Annotated in this window: 22 protein-coding genes and 1 other annotated feature; of the genes, 6 read left to right on the forward strand and 16 right to left on the reverse strand. The window is 37.3% G+C overall.

Annotated features, from left to right (window positions below; all coding sequences use genetic code 11):
* Positions 1 to 82: 82 nt before the first annotated feature.
* From LDM92_RS08665 to LDM92_RS08690, 6 genes are all read right to left on the reverse strand, one after another.
* On the reverse strand, positions 83 to 901 hold the full coding sequence (locus LDM92_RS08665; RefSeq protein ID WP_223902895.1) for an alpha/beta hydrolase: 819 nt from the start codon (positions 899 to 901) through the stop codon (positions 83 to 85).
* Complete coding sequence (locus LDM92_RS08670; RefSeq protein ID WP_109585756.1) at positions 888 to 1,658, reverse strand: YibE/F family protein; 771 nt, start codon at positions 1,656 to 1,658, stop codon at positions 888 to 890. The genes LDM92_RS08665 and LDM92_RS08670 overlap by 14 nt, the downstream gene beginning before the upstream one ends.
* Positions 1,655 to 2,779 carry a YibE/F family protein gene (locus tag LDM92_RS08675; protein WP_373868660.1) on the reverse strand — a complete coding sequence of 375 codons (1,125 nt, stop codon included), beginning with the start codon at positions 2,777 to 2,779 and terminating at the stop codon, positions 1,655 to 1,657. The genes LDM92_RS08670 and LDM92_RS08675 overlap by 4 nt, the downstream gene beginning before the upstream one ends.
* A 124-nt stretch (positions 2,780 to 2,903) precedes the next feature.
* The gene (locus tag LDM92_RS08680) at positions 2,904 to 3,683 is read right to left on the reverse strand and encodes a transcriptional regulator (RefSeq protein ID WP_223902896.1); all 780 of its coding nucleotides are present in this window, start codon (positions 3,681 to 3,683) and stop codon (positions 2,904 to 2,906) included.
* A 26-nt stretch (positions 3,684 to 3,709) separates the two neighbouring features.
* Positions 3,710 to 4,795 (reverse strand): D-alanine--D-alanine ligase family protein, encoded by a 1,086-nt coding sequence (locus LDM92_RS08685; RefSeq protein WP_223902897.1) that lies wholly within the window; start codon positions 4,793 to 4,795, stop codon positions 3,710 to 3,712.
* Between the two features lie 153 nt (positions 4,796 to 4,948).
* Positions 4,949 to 5,995: a helveticin J family class III bacteriocin gene (locus LDM92_RS08690; RefSeq protein WP_223902898.1), complete on the reverse strand. Its 1,047-nt coding sequence runs from the start codon at positions 5,993 to 5,995 to the stop codon at positions 4,949 to 4,951.
* Positions 5,996 to 6,119: 124 nt separating this feature from the next.
* Between LDM92_RS08690 and LDM92_RS08695 the strand changes: the two genes are divergently transcribed.
* A complete protein-coding gene (locus LDM92_RS08695) occupies positions 6,120 to 7,118 on the forward strand; it encodes a CAP domain-containing protein (protein ID WP_223902899.1) in 999 nt (332 codons plus the stop codon).
* A 66-nt stretch (positions 7,119 to 7,184) separates the two neighbouring features.
* Here LDM92_RS08695 and LDM92_RS08700 read toward each other — a convergent pair whose 3' ends face one another.
* The 7 genes from LDM92_RS08700 to LDM92_RS08730 all read right to left on the reverse strand — a co-directional run bounded on the left by LDM92_RS08700 (position 7,185) and on the right by LDM92_RS08730 (position 12,007).
* Entirely contained in the window at positions 7,185 to 7,658 is a 474-nt protein-coding gene (locus LDM92_RS08700) for a nucleoside 2-deoxyribosyltransferase (protein ID WP_223902900.1), read from the reverse strand.
* 46 nt (positions 7,659 to 7,704) lie between these two features.
* Positions 7,705 to 8,385, reverse strand: a complete 681-nt coding sequence (locus LDM92_RS08705; RefSeq protein ID WP_223902909.1) for a hypothetical protein — start codon at positions 8,383 to 8,385, stop codon at positions 7,705 to 7,707.
* Between the two features lie 22 nt (positions 8,386 to 8,407).
* Positions 8,408 to 8,557, reverse strand: coding sequence for a hypothetical protein (locus LDM92_RS08710; RefSeq protein WP_223902911.1), 150 nt, complete (start codon positions 8,555 to 8,557; stop codon positions 8,408 to 8,410).
* Entirely contained in the window at positions 8,547 to 9,230 is a 684-nt protein-coding gene (locus LDM92_RS08715; protein ID WP_223902901.1) for a TetR/AcrR family transcriptional regulator, read from the reverse strand. The genes LDM92_RS08710 and LDM92_RS08715 overlap by 11 nt, the downstream gene beginning before the upstream one ends.
* A 140-nt stretch (positions 9,231 to 9,370) precedes the next feature.
* The gene (locus LDM92_RS08720; RefSeq protein ID WP_045927416.1) at positions 9,371 to 10,351 is read right to left on the reverse strand and encodes a ribose-phosphate diphosphokinase; all 981 of its coding nucleotides are present in this window, start codon (positions 10,349 to 10,351) and stop codon (positions 9,371 to 9,373) included.
* Positions 10,352 to 10,508: 157 nt separating this feature from the next.
* Entirely contained in the window at positions 10,509 to 11,165 is a 657-nt protein-coding gene (locus LDM92_RS08725; protein WP_109585750.1) for an alpha/beta fold hydrolase, read from the reverse strand.
* Complete coding sequence (locus LDM92_RS08730) at positions 11,162 to 12,007, reverse strand: glycosyltransferase family A protein (protein WP_223902902.1); 846 nt, start codon at positions 12,005 to 12,007, stop codon at positions 11,162 to 11,164. Before LDM92_RS08730 ends, LDM92_RS08725 begins: the two co-directional genes overlap by 4 nt.
* A gap of 137 nt (positions 12,008 to 12,144) precedes the next feature.
* Here LDM92_RS08730 and LDM92_RS08735 point away from each other — a divergent pair, with 137 nt between their 5' ends.
* On the forward strand, positions 12,145 to 13,113 hold the full coding sequence (locus tag LDM92_RS08735) for a DUF1002 domain-containing protein (RefSeq protein ID WP_373868661.1): 969 nt from the start codon (positions 12,145 to 12,147) through the stop codon (positions 13,111 to 13,113).
* Here LDM92_RS08735 and LDM92_RS08740 read toward each other — a convergent pair whose 3' ends face one another.
* Positions 13,114 to 13,914, reverse strand: coding sequence for a ribonuclease H family protein (locus tag LDM92_RS08740; RefSeq protein ID WP_223902903.1), 801 nt, complete (start codon positions 13,912 to 13,914; stop codon positions 13,114 to 13,116).
* Positions 13,915 to 13,984: 70 nt separating this feature from the next.
* On the opposite strand from LDM92_RS08740, the gene LDM92_RS08745 reads away from it, so the two are divergent.
* Positions 13,985 to 14,917 carry an alpha/beta hydrolase gene (locus LDM92_RS08745; protein ID WP_223902904.1) on the forward strand — a complete coding sequence of 311 codons (933 nt, stop codon included), beginning with the start codon at positions 13,985 to 13,987 and terminating at the stop codon, positions 14,915 to 14,917.
* 16 nt (positions 14,918 to 14,933) lie between these two features.
* Positions 14,934 to 16,397 carry a cardiolipin synthase gene (cls, locus tag LDM92_RS08750; protein WP_373868662.1) on the forward strand — a complete coding sequence of 488 codons (1,464 nt, stop codon included), beginning with the start codon at positions 14,934 to 14,936 and terminating at the stop codon, positions 16,395 to 16,397.
* Positions 16,398 to 16,449: 52 nt separating this feature from the next.
* Here the strand turns inward: cls and LDM92_RS08755 are convergent, their stop codons facing one another.
* Positions 16,450 to 17,091 (reverse strand): nitroreductase family protein, encoded by a 642-nt coding sequence (locus tag LDM92_RS08755; RefSeq protein ID WP_223902906.1) that lies wholly within the window; start codon positions 17,089 to 17,091, stop codon positions 16,450 to 16,452.
* Positions 17,092 to 17,228: 137 nt separating this feature from the next.
* Between LDM92_RS08755 and LDM92_RS08760 the strand changes: the two genes are divergently transcribed.
* Entirely contained in the window at positions 17,229 to 17,531 is a 303-nt protein-coding gene (locus LDM92_RS08760; RefSeq protein WP_187154826.1) for a nucleoside triphosphate pyrophosphohydrolase, read from the forward strand.
* 32 nt (positions 17,532 to 17,563) lie between these two features.
* Here LDM92_RS08760 and LDM92_RS08765 read toward each other — a convergent pair whose 3' ends face one another.
* A complete protein-coding gene (locus tag LDM92_RS08765; protein WP_034980835.1) occupies positions 17,564 to 18,040 on the reverse strand; it encodes a hypothetical protein in 477 nt (158 codons plus the stop codon).
* Positions 18,041 to 18,162: 122 nt separating this feature from the next.
* Positions 18,163 to 18,404: a binding site (T-box leader), on the forward strand.
* A gap of 59 nt (positions 18,405 to 18,463) precedes the next feature.
* Between LDM92_RS08765 and asnA the strand changes: the two genes are divergently transcribed.
* Positions 18,464 to 19,477, forward strand: coding sequence for an aspartate--ammonia ligase (asnA, locus tag LDM92_RS08770; protein WP_223902907.1), 1,014 nt, complete (start codon positions 18,464 to 18,466; stop codon positions 19,475 to 19,477).
* Positions 19,478 to 19,718 lie beyond the last annotated feature (241 nt).

Below are 19,718 nucleotides of genomic sequence, written 5' to 3' on the forward strand. Positions count from 1 at the left end.
TTTCTAATATGAATATTATTATAATTTTATAATCAAATCTTCTAAAACCCGAACAAAAAGGAGTACAGCATCTGTACCCCTTTTATTGCCATTCACTTGCCAGCCATTCCTGTGCCAGTTCGAACCAGTGGGCAGCGTGTGGATTCTCTTGCCATTCTCTACCCTTAACTACCATATCTTTACGAGCTAAGGAAAACCCGTGACCACCACGATTGAATATATGGGCTTCACAGGGAACCTTCTTGTTATGCAAGGCTTCCACGTATTCAAACGTATTGGTTACAAGTACAATAGGATCATCCCAGGCATGGAAGATAAAAGTTGCCGGAGTGTTTGCAGTTACACCTAATGAACTATCCTTAATAAATTCATCTTGGGGTACTTTATCTTGTTCATCTTCTGGAATGTCAAAGCCAATTTTAGTCAGATTAATTAAGGGATAACCCAAAATAGTCTTATTAGGCAGAACTTCCGCACTCTTAAAACCAAACTCTTTTTGATATTTTGCAGAGTTAGCCATACTGTTGGCAAAACTGGCAACGTGGCCACCAGCAGAGAAGCCGATTGTGACTATTTTATCTGGATCAATTTGATAGTCTTCCGCATGCTCACGAAAGTATTTAACAGTGCTTAAGACATCAAGTCCGGCATCCGGATAAATGTCACCTTCGTCTTGCACGAGGTTATACTCCATGACCACACTGTTAAAGCCGCAATTATTGAAAGCCAAGGCAACCGGCTCTCCCTCTCTTTTAGACAAATGGTCAAAACTGCCACCTGGAACTACTATCGCCAAAGGGTGTTTTGGAGTTACCAATTCACCAATTGAACCCAAGGTGTATGTGTGCAGGTTGAACTTGCGCTGGTTAAAATTAGTTAACGTTAAATCATTTACTTTCATTTTCTTCCCCCACTTTTACCATGTTTTTTGCTAAAAAGGTTGTTGCTAATGGTACTGTTAATAATACACCAATTAGAGAGTACATTATAATCAAAGCCTCATTGACAAACATTTTTTCGTTTAATACCTCACCTAACGTATAATTCAAACGAATGTACCATAAAAATAAAGAAAGAAAGCTGCCAAACATCCCAAATAAAATGGTATTCATAGCTGTTCCCAGAACATCGTTGCCGATTTTAGCACCACTGGCCTTGAGTTCCTCATATGATATTTCTGGATTATGCTTTTTGATTTCTAAAAGTCCTGAACTCATAGCAACAGCGGATTCGGCTACAGCACCCAGCGTTGAAAATATAGCTACCGCAACTGCAATTAAAGGATAGCTTAACCCCGGCATCTGGGACAATCCTACCAAAATTTCACCTGCTTCGGGTCCAAGACCAGCAGCTTGCGCCAACCATTCAAAACCCATAATTATTACACTAGTTGCCAGGCACACAATCAGTGAAGAATAAAAAGAGTTTTTAGCAACTTGATAATCATGCGTTCCTAAGAAAATAATGGTTACCAACTTTAACGGGACAAAAATTAAAATCAGAAGTGGAATATTAATCCCCCAGGAAATCAGAATGGCCACTAAAATTAATAAGAAGGTATTAATTAAAACACTAAAGAAGCTGCGAATCCCTGTTTCACCGCCAACAACAGTCATCAAGATTGCAAGCACAATTAGTAAAGCAGTTAAGGTACTCATTTTCTAATCCCCGCTTTCCGCTTTTTTTCTTCTAAAAACAGCAGACTGCACCCCGTGGCAAAGACTACCGTCAAAACAATGCCAATTGCGGAAATGATGCTTTGTGTGACGCCTAGGGAAAGAGTGAAGCCGAAAGTGGAACGCAAGCTGTTGTTATCCCGCAAATAGATAATCGTCATTGGCAATTCTTCTGACATAAAGATTAATACCAAAACGTTAATCAGTGGTCCCATTATCTCCTGCCCCATTGTGCGCCCGCTTTGAATTAACTGCTTGGCTGTTAAATCGGCCTTAGTCTGGATCAATTCGTAAAGACTAGAAATAATATCGGTGGCCTCATCCATTACTGCTCCTAAAATACCCAGTAAAGTTTGTGCTAAAAAGATGCCACGAGGATCCTGCGTCGCATAATCTCCTGTTTCGTATTTAATTTCCGATTCTCCTGTCAGACGCATAATCAAGTAACACAGTGCAAAAGAAACGAAAGTGCCTAGAATTGTTGCCAACCAAGTTGCCAGCATCTTGCGGTTAAAGCCTTGAACAACCAATAAACTAAAGAATGAAAAAACAATATCAGCTAAGCCAAAGAGTAGAACGATATAAGAGCCATTTAGTTTAATATCAAGCATAATCACAAGGTAGAAAATTACCCAGCTGAGTATCATTGATGCAATTAAACCAAACGACTTTTTACCTGAGACTGCCACCATTAGCGTGGACATTACTGTCATTGCCAATACTAAAACCCAGTCTCGTTTAGGATCCTGAATAACCGGTTCACCATGTTTGACCGTGACAAATAGCCGTTGACCTGCACGAAACTTCTGGGTGACTAACTGTGAGGGATAATACATATTGATAGTCTGATAGGTTTTGCCCTTAAATTTGCCAGACAAGACTTTTAAATGGAGAACCTGTTTTCTGGTTTCATCCTTGTTGCCGTAAACATCTGTACTTTTCTCTTCCAAAGTATCCTTGATTTTACTGTCAGTGACCACAGCTACATCATTTTTAGAATAAATATCTGTCGCAAAATAGGTACAGGTGGTTAAAATCAACCCCACAACTGCTATTAATACCGCAAATAAGTAGCGCTTTTTAATTTTTTTCAACCAAATCATTCCAATCGATTTATACCTACCTACTGTAACTTAAAAACAGTTATTAGACATTAATTTTAAGCTAAATTTGTAAAATTTAAATATTATAAAAACGACTTTTAACCAAAAGTCGCTTTTTATGTGTCTACATATCTAAGAACCGCTGCCACCAGTGTGTTTTTTCCGGTTCAATCTGCATATCTGCTAACGTGCGGTGGGCATTAGCGTTTGCACTTTTTTCAGCATTTTCCTTAGCTTTGGCCAAAATTTCTTCATGCATCTGCTCACTTGATTTTTCTTCATCCTGCGCTACCTGAGCCCGTTTTTCGGCCGCGGTTAGAGGCTTTGTTTCTGGCATTTCCTGCACATCAGTTATGTCATCACCGTTATCGGTAACAATTCCTGAAATGTCTGGTAAAACACTAAAATCTTCTTCAGCATTAGCTGCTTTAGCTTGCGGTTTTTCTATCTCTTTTTGTTTTTTCAGCAATTGTTCGTTTTGCTTTTCAATCCGGTTCAACTGTTTCTGCAGGTCGCTTAGCGCAGTATTCTGCTGACCAATGGTTTGTTGCAAAGCATTCAGCAATTTCACCATCTGGGAAGTAGACATTACCTCCTGCTTTTTGCCATTATCCATATGCTGAGGCTTGTCTTTTTTGTCAGTAACAGCAAAAACTTGTTGAGCAGCCTCTTGCAGGGTCAAGCCATTATCTTGCGCTAATTGGTGAAAATCTTCGAGATCCTGCACATCCTGCTTACTGTATAAGCGCGCATTTTGCTTGGTCCGTGCATAGTAATCCGGTTTACCAGTAACTTTTTCTACAATCAAAGAATATTTACGTAAAGTGGCAACACTAATGTGCAATTTTTTAGCCGTCGCAGAAGGCGCGGTTAATTCTTCAAAATTATGCTTATCTTCGTTCATTAGATATACTCCCCAGCACAACCAAATTAACCAATTTTGTGTAACAAATTTTTCTTATGGTCAAAACGCTCCTGCGCCTTGACAATTAAACGAGTAATTAGTTCAGAATAAGAAATTCCTGCTTCTTCAAAAAGTTTAGGATACATACTAATATTGGTAAACCCAGGCAAGGCATTAACTTCCGTCAAGATCACCTGCTGATCACTTTCACGCAAAGTGGAATCAACCCGAGCTAAGCCACTACATTCTGTGACTTGATAAACTTTTAAGGCGTTTGCTCTTACCTTATCTACAATTTCTTGAGGTAATTCGGCAGGGATTTGCAAAGTAGTGGTGGAATCATCGTCGTATTTATTTTCATAACTGTAAAAAGTACCCGCCGCATTAATAATTTGTCCTACACCGGAAACGATCGGTTTGTCATTGCCTAAAACAGCAGTTTCAACTTCTGTACCGTGAATGGTTTCTTCAATTAAGACCTTATCATCATATCTAAAAGCATCAGCCAGAGCTTCAGCAAATTCTTCTTTATTAGTCACATGATGAACGCCAACTGAAGAGCCTTGATTAGACGGTTTAACAAAAAGATCACTGCCCAGTTTAGCACTCACTTTGTCATAATCACGTTTGGCATTATTGGCATCTTCATATTCAAAACGCTTAATTGCTATCCAATCAGCTACGGGCACACCAACGCGCTGTGCCAAAATTTTAGTAAATTCCTTATCCATGGTCACGGCTGAAGCCAGCACGTCGTCACCAACAAAAGGCTTGTTTAAGATTCTGAACAGTCCTTGCAAACAACCGTCTTCACCTAAATTGCCGTGTACAATCGGAAAGAAAACATCAATTTCCGGTAAATTCTTTAGTTGAATTAAATTTGAAATGTTGGCCACTTCATGCGGATTCTCAATAGTATATTTTGGATCCTTTAAGACTTTAAAGGAGTCCTCTTCACTGGCTAAATAACCATCATTGGTAATCCAAATTGGATGGACGTCAAACTTATTTTGATCGATCGCATTATAAATGTTGTGGCCAGACATAATTGAGACTTCGTATTCAGATGAATTACCACCAAAAATTAAACCAACTTGTGTTTTCTTAGTCATTATTTTTACCTCTTAGTCATTGTTTCTAACTTTTAATTATACGGCAAGAAAAACCCGAAGAACTGTAAATTAGACAATTTTTTAGGAATATTTTTTATTATAAGCAAAAAGTCTTGTATAAAGCAAAATCATAAAGCAAAAATTTACACTATATTAAAAATTGCTATTCGATTCCCAAGTTATTTCATACAGTTGATTGATTTTGGTTGGATGTTTGCCTAAAGCGGTAGGATCAAAGGACTGATGATAGGCTACGGTTAAGTAAAGATCATTAGCTGCAACTAGTTGAATGCCCTCAAGCTCAGTATAATAGCCTGGAATTTCCAGTTTATTTTCACTGGCTAAATTTACCAACTCCCAAAAAGCGGGATCAACTGCTCCCCAAGGGATTTTAACAATTTTTCTATTTTGACCGAGCCTGTCGTCTGCAAATTGACTGGAAACATAGATTGTGCGGTTATTATCAATGGCAAAGCCTTGCAGCGAACCAATTAAGCCGACTCGTCCAGAGAATTGTGGTATTTTAAAGGCGGCTAAACTTTTTATTGTTCTGATATCAACGTATTTGCTTGCAGTTGCAGCTTCATCAAGTGCCTTATTAATTTGTGCTAAATAATAGAGCGCAAAATAACCGGTATAGTCGTTATCACCGTATGCAAGCAGAAAATAACGCAAATCTGGTGAAACTGCAGCTTCTATGCGGGAAAATTGATTTCCTGCACAGCCTATGCCTAAATCAGCCCCCGCATAATTTAAATTTGATAATCTTGGTTGCATTTTGGTATTAGACGCAATCTTAAAATAATGCGGAATTTTTATGCGTGCAATTTGTTTAGACCAAGTCGACCAGCTGGGGTTTAAGTCGTTTGGCTTCGTGCCAACGAACCACTGCCCTGGTCTTCCAGCTGTCTCCAGCGTCTGAGTATGACCTGCAGCCGTGCCGGTTAAATGCAAAACTGGAATTTGCTTATTAAAAGAAACATTATTACCATTTTGTCCACGATAAACAAAGTTGTCTCCTGCTACGTGTTGCAAAACATAAGTATAACCGTCAATAATGCTGGTTTTCTGGACTACCACTTGGCGCAAGTCCTGATCTACTGGTCCAGTTACCCCATTCCAGTCGTCCAATTTGCTTAATAAACTAATTTTGACGTTTTGTGCTGCCTGCATCTTTTCATCATTAGCCAAGACTGTCATTTCCTCACTAAATTTTTCCAAAAACTCAATCAATTTATTAAATATAATTATTATTTTAAAAATAAAATTCTACTCGGTTTTATTTTGCCTTATAATTTAGGCTAAAGAAAGGAGAGCATCTTAAATGATTAAAAAATTTTACTCTGCCCTCTTCTGTTTGCTTTTCATTTTTCCTTTTAGCAATACGCAAGTTTTCGCTGCAGAACTTACTCCAAGTGAAATCAAGGAAGTGAGTCGTTTGCAGCAGGAATATGCACAACTTGATAACACTACTTATAACCATAATAACCTTTATTTAAACAAGCCGCGGTTTAAAACTAAATTTAAGGCGGGCACACTTGTGCCGGACTATCTTAACAGTCAATTGGCATATACAAACTATTATAGAAAGTTATTTAATTTGACTCCTGTTAAAGAAAATTTTCAAGATAATATTGCCGCGCAAAAAACTGCTGCCGTTTTAGCCACTCTCGATGCTAATCCAATGGTTAATCAGCATAATTTGCCTTACGAAAAAAGACCAAAAATAATTAATAAAACTACCTGGCAACTAGCCCGCAACATTTCCAGCAAGGCCAATCTAAATTTTAATACCAGTGACCAGACTGCAGGTGAAGTTATCACTGACTTAATTACTGATCGGTACAACTTGACCGGTGCTGACACTGGTCACCGTGCATGGCTGCTATCAACGCGCTTAACTACGACAGGCGTAGGTGCTGCTTATGGCAAAAATGGTTATCGTTATTCTGTGCAAAAAGTTTTTAACCCTGCTGATGTCTTTCGTACTCCCAGTCGAGAAACAGTAACTTATCCCAATAGTGGCGTCTTTCCCATTGAGCTTTTACAAGGTGATAATATCGCCTGGTCAATTTATCTCTCTAATAAAATTTATGCAGGCACACCAAAAATTACCATTACTGATAAAGATACTGGCAGAACTTATCAAGCAGAAAATGTACGTAATTATAGTCATACAGGCTATGGCAATTTTGAAACTATTATTACCTACTATCCAGGCTCAGTTCCACTAGTTATCGGTCACGAATATGAAGTAAAAATTACGGGTTTAACTAGTTACACCTTTAAGCTGTTTCAACTTCAAAACAAGTCAATAGAATAATAAAAACCTCGAAGAATTATTTTCCTTCGAGGCTTTTTATGTTTTATTATGCGAACTGAGTAAATTTTAAATATAGTTGGCTACGGCAGCTAATAAATCTTTTTCATTATTAACTATAGTGCCATTAAGTTTGATCAGCCCAGTAGTATACAAGTTAACATAATGAAATTGGTTTTCTGCAATTTGGGTCAAAGCTTGTAACTTCTTTTGGTTAGTAGCTCCCTGCTGACGAGTATCTGTATATAAACCAATTATCGGAATTTCTTTTGCATAAGCTACACCTATTTCACTAGCTACCCCATTATCAATGCTGAGGCCGTCAAGAACGGCAATCATCAAATCGCTATTAAGCAGCTTTTTAGTATCAGCTTGAGCAATCATTTTAGAATCAGCGTAAGCCTGTTTATCATTAATTGACGCGTTTTCCTGGGGCAAATATAAATCAATTGAATTATCTATTTGACGTATTTTGGCCGCCAATTGCGCGTTGTAATTAATTTCTGCTTGCGAAAACAGAGCATTTGCAAAATAAATTTTCATATATGTTTCCTTTGAAAAAACGATTAATCATTTTAAAACAGAGAGACTAATTATTGGGAGAACTGATTTCCCACGGAATTGCACTTAAAATATAGAGAACAACTCCGACAATAACAAAGTCCAGAAAGATACTGCTGCTTATTTCTAACACAAAACCTAATACAGCTAAACCTTCAACATTAAAAATTACTGGAATAATAGCCAATATGCCCGCAATTAATATTAACCAAAAACCTGCCCACATACCAGATGCGGTAATTTCGTGAGTCAGCATTCTTGAATTGAAAAATAACTTCATATCACTTATTAATGAACGTAAACTAATAACAGCCATTATCAGGATAATTACGTTAACAATTAATAAGATAAAAGCAATATTGCCTCCAAGAGTGATCGTGTTCAGATTAAAAGTATCGATTACATCAAATGGAGCATTGTTTTCCTGCTCCTTTAATTTTTCTTGTACTAACTGGGCATCACTGGATGCACCTTGATCAATGTTTAAATCAATGTCATGTAAAATTTGCTTGGCCAATTTCATATTACTAAACTTGAACCAAGGGGTTCCCAAAGTATAGTCAATAATATGGTCAGCAATTGGTTGAGTTTGCTTAGTAGTTAGCAGATTAGCGTTCCCATTTTTATTAGCTCCAATTGTTTCTGCTAATGCATCAAAATGCTTGTTTATTTGCCTGACTACTACAGCTTCATTACTACTGTTTCTCATTTGTCCCTTCATAAAAAAGGGATTAAGGAAAGTCGCGGTAATCATGGTTAGCGATACAATCAGAAAGATGATAAAGGACAGAACCTGTTTGTATTGGTTGTTCTGTTCTTGACTTATTCTGTGCAAACCTTCTCGCGCGCCATTTGCCATATTTTTCCTTCCTAACAGACAATCTCCTTGTCTTCATCAAACATTGTATCTATTGCATGATGAATGGTCTTAATGTCAGTAGATTCAATAATCTCATGACCCTCTTTAAGCGCCTTTTCAATAGTTGGCTTTGAAGAATGTAAAAAACTGTACATGAATGCTTTGGTACCGTAATCAGCTATTTCTTCAGGAGAAACTTCATATTCTTTATTATCATAATAAAGACGACTCACACCAGTTACAGCAAAGGCAATCCCCATCCGAACTTCTTTGGGATCAAAGTCAAAGTGATTAAACAACTGCTTTTCTTTCAACCAGTCGTTGATAGTTTTACTCCAAAAATCTAGCGATTCGTTACTCTTAAACACTTCAGTAATAATACGTTTAAGACCTTCATCGTAAATACCCAGCATTTCAATTGCATAAATAAAAGCTTTGGTGCGAGCACATACTTCGTCTTCTTTATTAACACTAAACTTCTGCACTTGCTTGTCTAGTGTATTGAGAATGTTCCGAACTACATCAGCAATCAAGTTTGATTTATGCGGATAGTATGACTGCAACAATGACTTGGAAATGCCAGACTTTTCTGCAATCATTTGAAATGAAACACTGTCCATACCATTTTCTCTAATTAAGTGAAAAGTATTACTTAAAATTGTACGTCTTCTTTTATAATTTTTACGTCGTGCCATAATGTTTTCTCAGCTCCTATACATTTTGCCTCCATTATACCAATGATATAGAATAAATAAACAAAAAGGCACTGGTATATTATTGGCTGATAGTTTTTACTAAAGAAACATATACTAAAAGTAAGCCGTATAATATGTAATTACTTTAATTTACTTTCACTTAACAAATGCATTGAGCGGTCATTATATACATAATTAATTCCCCGCGCTAAAAGCAAATCTACTGAAATACGAACCATTCTATCTGGATAATGGCTGTGTTTAATTGTATCAGTTACCACTATCTGTTCAATTGGCAACTCATTCAGAACTTCAGTTGCATTTTGTGATAATAATGCGTGTGTTGAAGCAACATAAACTTTCTTGGCGCCTGCCGCTAGAACTGACTTAGTTGAAGAAGAAATGCGTGACCCCGTATCAATTAAATCATCTACAATAATACATTTTTTGTCTTTAACATCACCAATCATGTCATGTACATCTGCGTCATAACGTGCACGGCGCTGATCAACAATCGCAATTGGAGCATCAAAGCACTGACCAAAGTTGCGGGCAAGTTTAGCTCCAGAATGATCTGGAGAAACAACCACAATATCGTCTTCCTCTTTGGTAGCAATACCGTTATCAATAAAGTATTGTGCTAAAAGCGGCATAGCATGCAAATGATCAACCGGCACATTATAAAAGCCTTGAATTTGCGAAGCATGCAAATCAAGAGCAATTAAGTGATCCAGACCAGTAATTTGTAATAAATTAGCTATAAGCTTAGCAGTTATTGGTTCCCGCGAACGAGTTTTGGTATCTGAACGTGAATAAGCCAGGTATGGCACTACTACATTGATTCTGTGTGCTGAAGCACGATGCAATGCGTCTAAAACAATTTCCAATTCCATAAAGTTTTCATTTACGGGATCCTGAATTGACTGAATAACGAAAACGTCACATCCTCTGACGCTTTCGCCAATATTAACTTGAATTTCACCGTCACTAAAATGTTGCACAGCAGTTTCAATTAACGGCTTTTTCAAGATCTGTGCAATTTTCTCATTTAATGCGGGATTTCCGCCTAACCCAATCAGCTTCATCGGGTGCAATATTTGAAGAAGTTCTTCCTTGTTCATGACTACCTCGTTTTTTAAAAATTACAATCTTTGCAAGTCTATTATAACCAAAAAAGTCCTCAGTGCCTAGAAAAGTAATAATTCAAACAAAAAGCCGAAGCTATTATCGGCTGTTAAATATTAAGTTTGAAGTAAAAGTATTCTTGAATTAAATAAACTATTTAAAAAAGTCTTCCATTAAGTTTAGCAATTTAAAGCTCTTAACTGCATAGCTTTCATGCTTTTGTCTAGGCATAATCAGAAGCTGTCCTTGAGGAATAATTTGACTGTACCAGCGAACATGTTCCACTTTAACCCAGTCTTTTTCTCCCACGACACAATAAGTCGGTATCTTAATTGCCTTCAAACTGTCAACAGACATGAAACTTTCCGACAATTCCACCTTACTATCACGGTTCATACGCAAGAAACGCAGAAAGCCTTCAGTCAAATAATGATATGATTTGATACCATTGCCGTTCACAAAGACACCAGCTACCATGAGCTTTTTAAAGATATTTTGATCCTGACTTGCAAGCATCATTGCTACCAAACCGCCTGCATCAAAGCCAAAACAATAGCAACCCCGGATATTCACTTGCTTAATAAAAGCAGCCAGATCTTCAACTTCAGTTTGATAGTGCTCGGCAGGCTCTCCCTGACTGAGGCCATGACCTCTCATATCCAGAACATAAACCGTATAGTAAAGAGAAAGCGGGGCAACAATTTGGTCAAACATGCCACCATCTAAATGGTGTCCGTGTAATAAAAGCAGTGGGGCACCCTTGCCTAACTTACTGTAATAAAGCTCGTTACCATTAACTTTTTCTCTCATCTTTGGTCTCTTTCACTAGCTTCTACCAAACTTTGATTAGAATTTTTTTCTTTCTTATGCTCATGCCACAAACTGCGAACAATAATCTTAGCAATAATATAGTTAGCCTTAAAATTATCAGGGATCATTTTTGCGTTAAAGTGATGAACCATGCTGTCCTTACGCTGCCAATAATGATAGATAGGTTTGCTATCACAATAAAAACCTTCTGTTAAAGCCAAATATTGCACATTAAATATCTGATCTTCCATGAATGCCAAATTTTCCATGAAATGCAGATGATTCTGCCGCACGACTGATAATTTATAGCCTTTGTTCCAGGTGTAGCCCTTGACTGGAGTAGCCAGACAATGGTTATCACATAAAGAGCCAAAAGGATTGCTGATTAATTGATAAGTTCGGGCCTTGCCTTTCATGCCACGCACGACTTTTTTGGTAACAGGAATTGAACCTTGTTTGTTTTCATAATCAAGCCAGAAACCACAGGAAACCATAGCTGCATCTGGATGGTCGTGAAAAGCATTTACAAAAAATGCTGTATAATCGGAATCTACCCAGTCATCACCATCATGAAATGTAAAATATGGCGTATCAACGTTGGCAATACCGACGTTACGCGCATCAGACAGGCCCCCATTGTGCTTGTTTATTATCTTAAAGTAACGGAATCGTGTGCGATAGCTTTCTGCTATTTTTCGCGTATTATCCGTTGAACCATCATTGACAATTAACAACTTAAAATTGGGATCATCTTGCTTAGCCAAATGATCAAGTGCCCGCTCTAAATATCTTTCGACATTGTAAACAGGCATAATGACAGTTAATTCAGGTTGCTGAATCATAGCTTCCTCCTTTAACTTGTTATTATACCATCTTAAATATTAAAAATATCGTAAAGTAAGTAGTACATAACTATAATTTAACCTTTTGTATTTAGCATTTAGTATAATTAGAACAGTCAAAAGGAGTTAATTATTTTATGAAAAAAGCAAAAACATTTTCAACTATTATTACACTGTTATTTTTTGGCATGCTCATGTGCGGTACTGATACACAAACTGTTAAGGCAGATGAATTACCAGTTGTTTGCCTTGGAACTTCTTTAACTGCTTCCCAAAGAAGCGGTACCCTAAAAACCCTCAGTGAACCGCTAAATGGCAATAGCTACCAAACAATTACTATTACTGGTGAGGACTTAGTCAAATATCTTAATCCCTCTGGTGCGAACTTTACAACTCATTCTGGCGTTTGGTCCAGTGCCATGATTGAAAAAGAAGCACAAGGTAGTGGTATTAACGTCCATATCCTTGACTATCAAGGCCGCAACAATATCACAACAATTACAGCTGACCAATACAAAAATGCAGCTTTAACTGCCGGTATCTCTGATGCCAATATTTATGTTACCAGTGCCGTGCCAATTGATGGCTCCGGTGCTTTAGCCGGTGTTTATGCTGCCTATAACAAAACCGGAGAAAATTTAAATCAAAAGCAAGTAAACGCAGCGCAGGACGAAATGAACACCTTAAGTAAAATTACTAAAGAAAATAAAGATAAAGACGGCTATAGTGATGCACAACTTAATAACGCTGTTGCAGGTGCAAAGCAGGAAATGGGTAAAATTGGCAACAATGTGTCAGATAGTCAAATTCATGATATTGTAAACAACCAAATTAACATCAATCATCTTGGCGACGTCATTAACAATAATCAGAAACAGCAAATAATCAACATCTTAATTGAAGTGCGTGATTCTGGTGCTTTAAAAAATCATAAATTTAGGGACCAGGCTGATGCTTTATCTAAAAACATTAAGAAGAACGCCAAAGGAATCTTTGATAAAATCAATACCCCAGAAAATCGTAACTGGTTTGAACAAATTTGGCATAATATCACTTCATTTTTCAGCCACCTTTTTAGCGGCCTAATTGTGACTACTTTTAATTAATTACATTTGGTCCATGAATTTGTTTAATGTATGATCGACAAATTCATTACCGCGATTATGGGCATGCCCTTTGGTCCACTCGAATTTAGCTTGAGAAAATTTATCTAAAAGCTGATCCAACTCCTGCCAACACTCAAGGTTGGCAATTGCACCTTTTGTGCTTTTGGTCCAGCCTCGTTTTTTCCAATTTTTAAGCCAGCCTTTAGTAATTGGATTTAAAACGTATTGTGAATCCAGCACAAATAATAATGGTTTTTCGTTAAAGCCTAACTCGAGCAATTTTTTGAGTGCTTCTATTAGAGCTGTTAGTTCCATCTTATTATTAGTCGCACCAAACTCACCATTTGAATCATAAGTAGATTTTTTATGACCCTGATCTTGCCATTCAATTAAATAAGCCCATGCAGCTTTATCGGTTTCTCGCACATGACCGCCTTTAAAGTTACCGGTATTGCGGGTACCCCCGTCAGTATAAATTGTGGCAAAAAACTCAGATGAATCAGACTTATTAGCCCTGTTTAGCGCCTTAGGCTTTGGGACAGAAGGTGTTGTAGCGGGATTTTGCTTGATTTTGCGACTTTCTTTTTGAATCTTGGCAATTGCTTTTTGTAATGAATCCTCATCTTTTTGAAAGACTTGATGAACAGTTTCGCGATCCCAAGCTAAATACTCAGTGGCATCAGTTATTTTGGCAAAAGATTTATATTCGGCCCCAGAATAGCCTTCAACTTGTTTTCGGGCATCTTCCCAAGTGCGATAAACACCTGGTTTGCGGCCCTTTTTTACTGCATAAAATTTCATATGCTCCCCTATCACTAAAATTTCCAGTCAATGCTAAAATATAAGTAGTTCTATTTTTTAAGGTGGTATTATGTTCTTCAATACTAAAAAATACAAGGAAGAAGTAGAGAAAAACCACAAACGCGACCTTACAAAGGAACCGAGCAGACTAAGCATGCTTTTCTTGGCTGTCTTGGCAACTTTTGCACCTACTCGTGTTTTCTTGCGTTTACATAAAAAAAGAATTGAAGATAATGCCACAATTGAACCTAAAAAAGGCGATTTTGAACAAATACCTATCATATATTTTCATGGCTTTCGTGGCGGTGACTACACTACAAAGGTAATGGTCAAGCAGGCACTTGCTGATAAAGGCAATCCCAAATATCTCAAAGTTACTGCTGATTTGCTAGGTAACTTTAAGCTAGAAGGCACTTGGACTGGTGATCCTAATCCAATTGTGCAAGTTGTTTTTCGTCAGCGTCTTGTTGGTGTGTATGCAATTGACTACTACCTGCGTTTCACATTACCATTTTTAGCTCAAAGGTACCACTTTTCACACTATTCGGCAATCGCACATTCATTGGCCTGCCCCTGTATAGTACGCACGGAAATGCGCAAATATCGGAAAAAAGATTTTCCTCATTTAGTCAAATGTGCTTTTATCGCGGGACCTTTTGATGGTGTAGTTTATTTAGGAGATATCCCTAACGTTAATGCTTTTAACCAAAAAGGTCGTCCAGCTGTGGTGAATTTGCATTATCTTTACCTTTTGTTCAGACGCAAACGGTTTAATCCCAATATTTCAGTATTAAATATTTATGGTAATGTTTTGGACAACACCAACAGCGACAAGTTTATTTCCGTCACTTCTGCTAAAAGCATCCGCTATATTTTGGCACCCTATGCCAAATCTTATCATGAAGTTGAGATTCGCGGGAAGAAATACGCTGAACATAGCTGGATGCACGATAACCCATTTGTCATCGACATTATTGATAAGTTTATTGGTCTTAAAAAATAATTTAATTTTGGAGGAAATACGTGTGATTCTGCTCCGCGACATAGGACGTATCATCATTATTACCAATACTATATTGGCCTTTTATATTGTCTTTCATAGAAGACGCTCTGTCTCAACAACTTGGGCTTGGTTGATTATTCTGCTGGTTTTTCCAGTTTTAGGAATGATCATTTACGGCTTTTTTGGTCGGGGAATTTCACAGGAAAATATTTTTGCCATTAACAAGCAACATCATATTGGACTGCGGAATGTGCAAAAATCAATTACTGCTGCACCTAAAAAAATCAGCACCTCTGATACCTCAAATAAAGCCAAAATGGTGGTACATTTTTTTGATCATGATGGCGAATCACCATTGAGTAAAAACAATCATGTTAAGCTCTATACCGACGGCAAAATAATGTTTCATGACATGATGGCTGATATTAAAAAGGCCAAACAATCAGTGAATGTTGAATTTTATACCTTTTATAATGATGAAATCGGCAACGACTTTCTTGATTTGCTGATTAAAAAAGCACAAGAAGGCGTATCTGTTCGTTTGCTCTATGATGCCTGGGGTTCAATGGGTGCAACTAAAGCCTGGTTTGATCAATTAAGAAAAGCTGGCGGCGTAGTCCTACCCTTTATTACCTCACGCAACATGATTACGCGGTATCGGATTAACTACCATTTGCACCGCAAAATTGTGGTAGTTGATGGCAAAACTTCTTGGACTGGCGGCTTTAATATCGGTGACCAGTATCTGAGTCGCAAGAAAAAATTTGGTTATTGGCGTGACAGTCAGGTGCGGATTGTCGGATCTGCTTCTTTATTATTGCAAGAGCGGTTTGTCATGGATTGGAACGCCTCAATTCAAAAAGAAAATCAAGTCATTGCTTTCAATACCATCCTTTTTCCCAACTTGGATGAAAATGAGATTCATGCTGGTGATGTAGCAACACAAATAGTTTCGGACGGACCTGACCGCTATAATGCCAATATGCGTAATGGTATTATGCGGTTAATGTCCTTAGCGAAAAAACGGCTCTGGATTCAGACACCGTATTTAATTCCTGATGATGCAATGTTTGCCACTCTGCAAACAATTGCCCAATCAGGAGTAGACTTACGAATTATGATACCTTGTAAACCAGACCATCCATTTATTTACCGCGCTACACAATGGTATGCTAATGAATTATCCCGTTATGGCATTAAAATATATATATATAACAAAGGATTTATTCATGCTAAAACAATTGTAGTTGACGATACCTTTTCTACTGTGGGATCAATGAATCAGGATTATCGCTCATATGACCTTAACTTTGAAGATATTGCCGTTTTTTATGATAAAAATTTCACCCGTGAAGTCGCAAAATCATTTGAAGATGATATGAAAGTTTCATCCTTATTGACTCCTGAAGATATTGCCAAACAAAGTCGCTGGCTTAAAATTTTGCAAAGCTTTTCACGGATGCTTTCGCCAATTTTGTAGCAGCTAAAAAGCCTTCCATTTTTGGAAGGCTTTTAAAATGGGCTATTATTAATTATTCCGCAAAGTGATAAACACTTTCAGCTGGATAGCGAGTTGTTTTAGCCATAGTTTCTTCAGTTTCATTGCTCTTGCCAATTACTATTGCCATTACTGGTAAGTAGCGTTTTGGCTCTAAGTTAAAGGTTCTGGCAATTTTAGACTCGTCATAGCCAGCAATTGGGTTAGTGTCATAACCATGGTTGCGAGCAACAAGCATAAACTGCATGGCAGCAAGTGAGCAAGACCTAATGGAATCAATTGCACAAGAATAATATGTGCCATTTTCATAAGATGGCAAAAAGGTTCTTAAGACTTCGTCTAATTTTTCCTTAGTGATGTTGCCTGTCTCATATTCTTTAGTCCAATTTTCACGATACTTTTTATAAGCATAAACATCGGCAAAGACTTGCACAACTGCAGCACAGCTGTCCATCTGGGGATCGTTAAATCTCAGCATGTATTTCTTAACTTTAGCAATAGTTTCTGGGGTATCTGCTACTTCAAAGTGCCAACCTTGCAAATTGCAACCGGAAGGAGCAGTTACTGTTTCTTCAAACATTTCTTTAAATTCTGAACGCGGAATTTTAACACTTTTATCAAAGTGACGCACAGAATGACGATTTTGTACTACATCATTAAAATCATTATTACGCATATCTTCACACTTTCTAATATAAATATATCTCTACTATGTTAATTTTACTACATATTGTTATCTTTTTCACATATTTTTTGAAAAAATTAGCAGTATAATAAAATTTAAAATAATACTAGTAAGAAAGGCTCATCAAAATGAAAAAATTAGTTAGAGATAAAATACCAGAATTTGCGCATTATGCTACTTACCGTGAACTTGCTCCCGCAGAAAGAGAACCGGCTTTAAAGCAAAAATTAATTGAAGAAACTAATGAAGTTCTGGCTGCTAAAACTGAAACTAATTTAATTGAGGAATTAGGTGATGTTTACGAAGTCATTTTGGCATACCTCAAATTTAAAAATGTTGATCAAGCAACTTTTTTAAAACAAGTAAAAGAAAAGCGCGCCCTTAAGGGTGGCTTTACCAAATATCTGGAAATGAACTGGGAAGAAAAATAAGCCCATTAAAAAAGCCACGTTAATTGTGTGGCTTAAAAAATATCTTGAATTTCAATCCTAATATCATGGTGAATATGATTTTTAAGTGCCTCGACAATTTGTGCTACGCCGTAAGAAAAGCGCAGGTAATATTGTCTGTTCTTCTGGGTTGTTAAAATACAAATTACCTGCTTTTTCTTAGGATTAGGCACCTTAATTAAAGTGACCATCGCAATCTCTGAATATGAGACGGTCCGACGAAAGTAACCTGAAACAACAGCTCTTTTAGGTGCCAGACCCGTAAAACCATCAATAATACCAATCAACAAGAAGATTGCCAGGAAAATACTGAGACCTGGATCGCCCTTTTCAATTAATTGCCAGGCAAAACCGATCCAAATAAAAATTACGGCCCAAATAACTGAAGACGAGCGATAATGTCCCTTTAAGTCAATATTTGCCTGCCAGTACCAACTATAACAAGTGTAGCCTAGAAGCAAGGCATCCAAAATTAGATAAAAAACTACCATATAACTCTCCTCAATTGTATTTTCATCTATTATAACAGATTGACAGACGTTAGATATTTTATTCAACATTAATGATATTTTACTTGCATTTTTATTAAAATCATGATTAAATTATTATCAAATTAAATGCAATGAAAAAGACGAGTAGATAACTTACTTCTTTAAGTGAAACGGTGATAGTGGAAAACCGTTAGACCCTGGGTTATTGAAAAACACTTTTAGCAGCACGCTGAAATTCTTATAAAAGTAGGTTGTGTCGTCTCCAGTACGTTACCACGCTGGTGAAGCATGATAGTGCTTCATGAGTTGGCCCAGAATTTGGGCAATTAAGGTGGTACCGCGGAAAAAGCCTTTCGTCCTTGTTTTTGTTAAAAACGGGATAAAGGGCTTTTTCTTTTCCTTAAATTTTAGGAGGTCAACACAATGACTTTAATTTTACCCGAAGATTATCATCCAACTCTCACAATTCGCGATACCGAAGCAGCAATTGTTTATATTCGTGAAGAATTTCAAAAGGTTTTAGCTAAAAAATTACATTTACAACGAATGTCTGCCCCCCTGTTCGTCGAAAAACATACAGGGCTTAATGATAACTTAAATGGCGTTGAACGTCCAGTTGCCTTTGATGCCAAGGATTTACCAACAGATGACACACTCGAAATAGTGCATTCACTTGCCAAATGGAAAAGAATGGCACTGAAGAAATATGGCTTTAACATGCATGAGGGCCTTTTTACTAACATGAACGCCATTCGCCGCGATGAAGATTTAGATAACTTTCATTCAATTTATGTTGACCAATGGGATTGGGAAAAAATCATTGCCAAAGAGGAAAGAACGATAGCAACCCTTAAAAGTACCGTTACCAAGATTTTTGCTGCAATTAAAGAAATTGAAGCTGGCTGTGCTTTCCGCTATCCTGCTTCTACTTACCGTTTGCCAGAAAAACTTTACTTTATTACTACACAAGAATTAGAAGATCGCTGGCCGGACATCAGTCCTGAAGAAAGAGAAAATAAAATTGCCGAAGAAGAAAAGGCTGTCTTTATAATGAAAGTCGGCGATAAACTGAAGAGAAGCGGCAAGCCACACGATGGTCGTGCACCCGATTATGATGACTGGGAATTAAACGGTGACCTGATTTTCTGGTATGAACCGTTAAAGCAAAAAATCGAAATTTCTTCGATGGGGATTCGCGTTAGTCCTGAAAGCCTTCACGAACAACTGAAGAAGGCTGATTGCCTGGACCGTGAAAAATTGGAATTTCACCGCATGTTGCTTGCTGGAGAATTACCTTATACTATTGGTGGTGGGATTGGACAATCTCGCTTATGCATGCTTTTGCTTGGCAAAGCTCACATCGGTGAAGTTCAAGCCAGTGTCTGGCCTCACGATATGATTACTAAATGCAAAGAACATGACATTCAAATTCTATAATAAATTAAAACCATGCTGTCAAAATTGATGGCACGGTTTTTAAGTGGCTCTATAATTTATCCTGTTGATGACTTATCCATGTGGTAAGCTGTTAATAGGTTTTTTATTGCATAAAAAAGGAGGACATCTTCCTCTTGCTTCTTGTAATAAATATTAACACCACTCAATATTTTATAGAAGGTTTGAATTATGTCCTCTTTTAATAATTATATTAAATTTGCTCTTGATATTAAAGATCAAA

Source organism: Lactobacillus laiwuensis (genome assembly GCF_019972835.1).
GTDB lineage: Bacteria > Bacillota > Bacilli > Lactobacillales > Lactobacillaceae > Lactobacillus > Lactobacillus laiwuensis.

Bases quoted from the DNA above. Each gene is read 5' to 3' on its own strand.
- LDM92_RS08760 (WP_187154826.1), top strand. From the start codon at position 17,229: ATGAAAAAATTAGTTAGAGATAAAATACCAGAATTTGCGCATTATGCT.
- LDM92_RS08720 (WP_045927416.1), bottom strand. From the start codon at position 10,351: ATGAACAAGGAAGAACTTCTTCAAATATTGCACCCGATGAAGCTGATT.
- asnA (WP_223902907.1), top strand. From the start codon at position 18,464: ATGACTTTAATTTTACCCGAAGATTATCATCCAACTCTCACAATTCGC.
- LDM92_RS08695 (WP_223902899.1), top strand. From the start codon at position 6,120: ATGATTAAAAAATTTTACTCTGCCCTCTTCTGTTTGCTTTTCATTTTT.
- LDM92_RS08745 (WP_223902904.1), top strand. From the start codon at position 13,985: ATGTTCTTCAATACTAAAAAATACAAGGAAGAAGTAGAGAAAAACCAC.
- LDM92_RS08670 (WP_109585756.1), bottom strand. From the start codon at position 1,658: ATGAGTACCTTAACTGCTTTACTAATTGTGCTTGCAATCTTGATGACT.
- LDM92_RS08690 (WP_223902898.1), bottom strand. From the start codon at position 5,995: ATGACAGTCTTGGCTAATGATGAAAAGATGCAGGCAGCACAAAACGTC.
- LDM92_RS08700 (WP_223902900.1), bottom strand. From the start codon at position 7,658: ATGAAAATTTATTTTGCAAATGCTCTGTTTTCGCAAGCAGAAATTAAT.
- LDM92_RS08740 (WP_223902903.1), bottom strand. From the start codon at position 13,914: ATGAAATTTTATGCAGTAAAAAAGGGCCGCAAACCAGGTGTTTATCGC.
- LDM92_RS08725 (WP_109585750.1), bottom strand. From the start codon at position 11,165: ATGAGAGAAAAAGTTAATGGTAACGAGCTTTATTACAGTAAGTTAGGC.
- LDM92_RS08715 (WP_223902901.1), bottom strand. From the start codon at position 9,230: ATGGCACGACGTAAAAATTATAAAAGAAGACGTACAATTTTAAGTAAT.
- LDM92_RS08675 (WP_373868660.1), bottom strand. From the start codon at position 2,779: ATGATTTGGTTGAAAAAAATTAAAAAGCGCTACTTATTTGCGGTATTA.
- LDM92_RS08665 (WP_223902895.1), bottom strand. From the start codon at position 901: ATGAAAGTAAATGATTTAACGTTAACTAATTTTAACCAGCGCAAGTTC.
- LDM92_RS08735 (WP_373868661.1), top strand. From the start codon at position 12,145: ATGAAAAAAGCAAAAACATTTTCAACTATTATTACACTGTTATTTTTT.
- LDM92_RS08680 (WP_223902896.1), bottom strand. From the start codon at position 3,683: ATGAACGAAGATAAGCATAATTTTGAAGAATTAACCGCGCCTTCTGCG.
- LDM92_RS08705 (WP_223902909.1), bottom strand. From the start codon at position 8,385: ATGAGAAACAGTAGTAATGAAGCTGTAGTAGTCAGGCAAATAAACAAG.
- LDM92_RS08755 (WP_223902906.1), bottom strand. From the start codon at position 17,091: ATGCGTAATAATGATTTTAATGATGTAGTACAAAATCGTCATTCTGTG.
- LDM92_RS08685 (WP_223902897.1), bottom strand. From the start codon at position 4,795: ATGACTAAGAAAACACAAGTTGGTTTAATTTTTGGTGGTAATTCATCT.
- LDM92_RS08730 (WP_223902902.1), bottom strand. From the start codon at position 12,007: ATGATTCAGCAACCTGAATTAACTGTCATTATGCCTGTTTACAATGTC.
- LDM92_RS08765 (WP_034980835.1), bottom strand. From the start codon at position 18,040: ATGGTAGTTTTTTATCTAATTTTGGATGCCTTGCTTCTAGGCTACACT.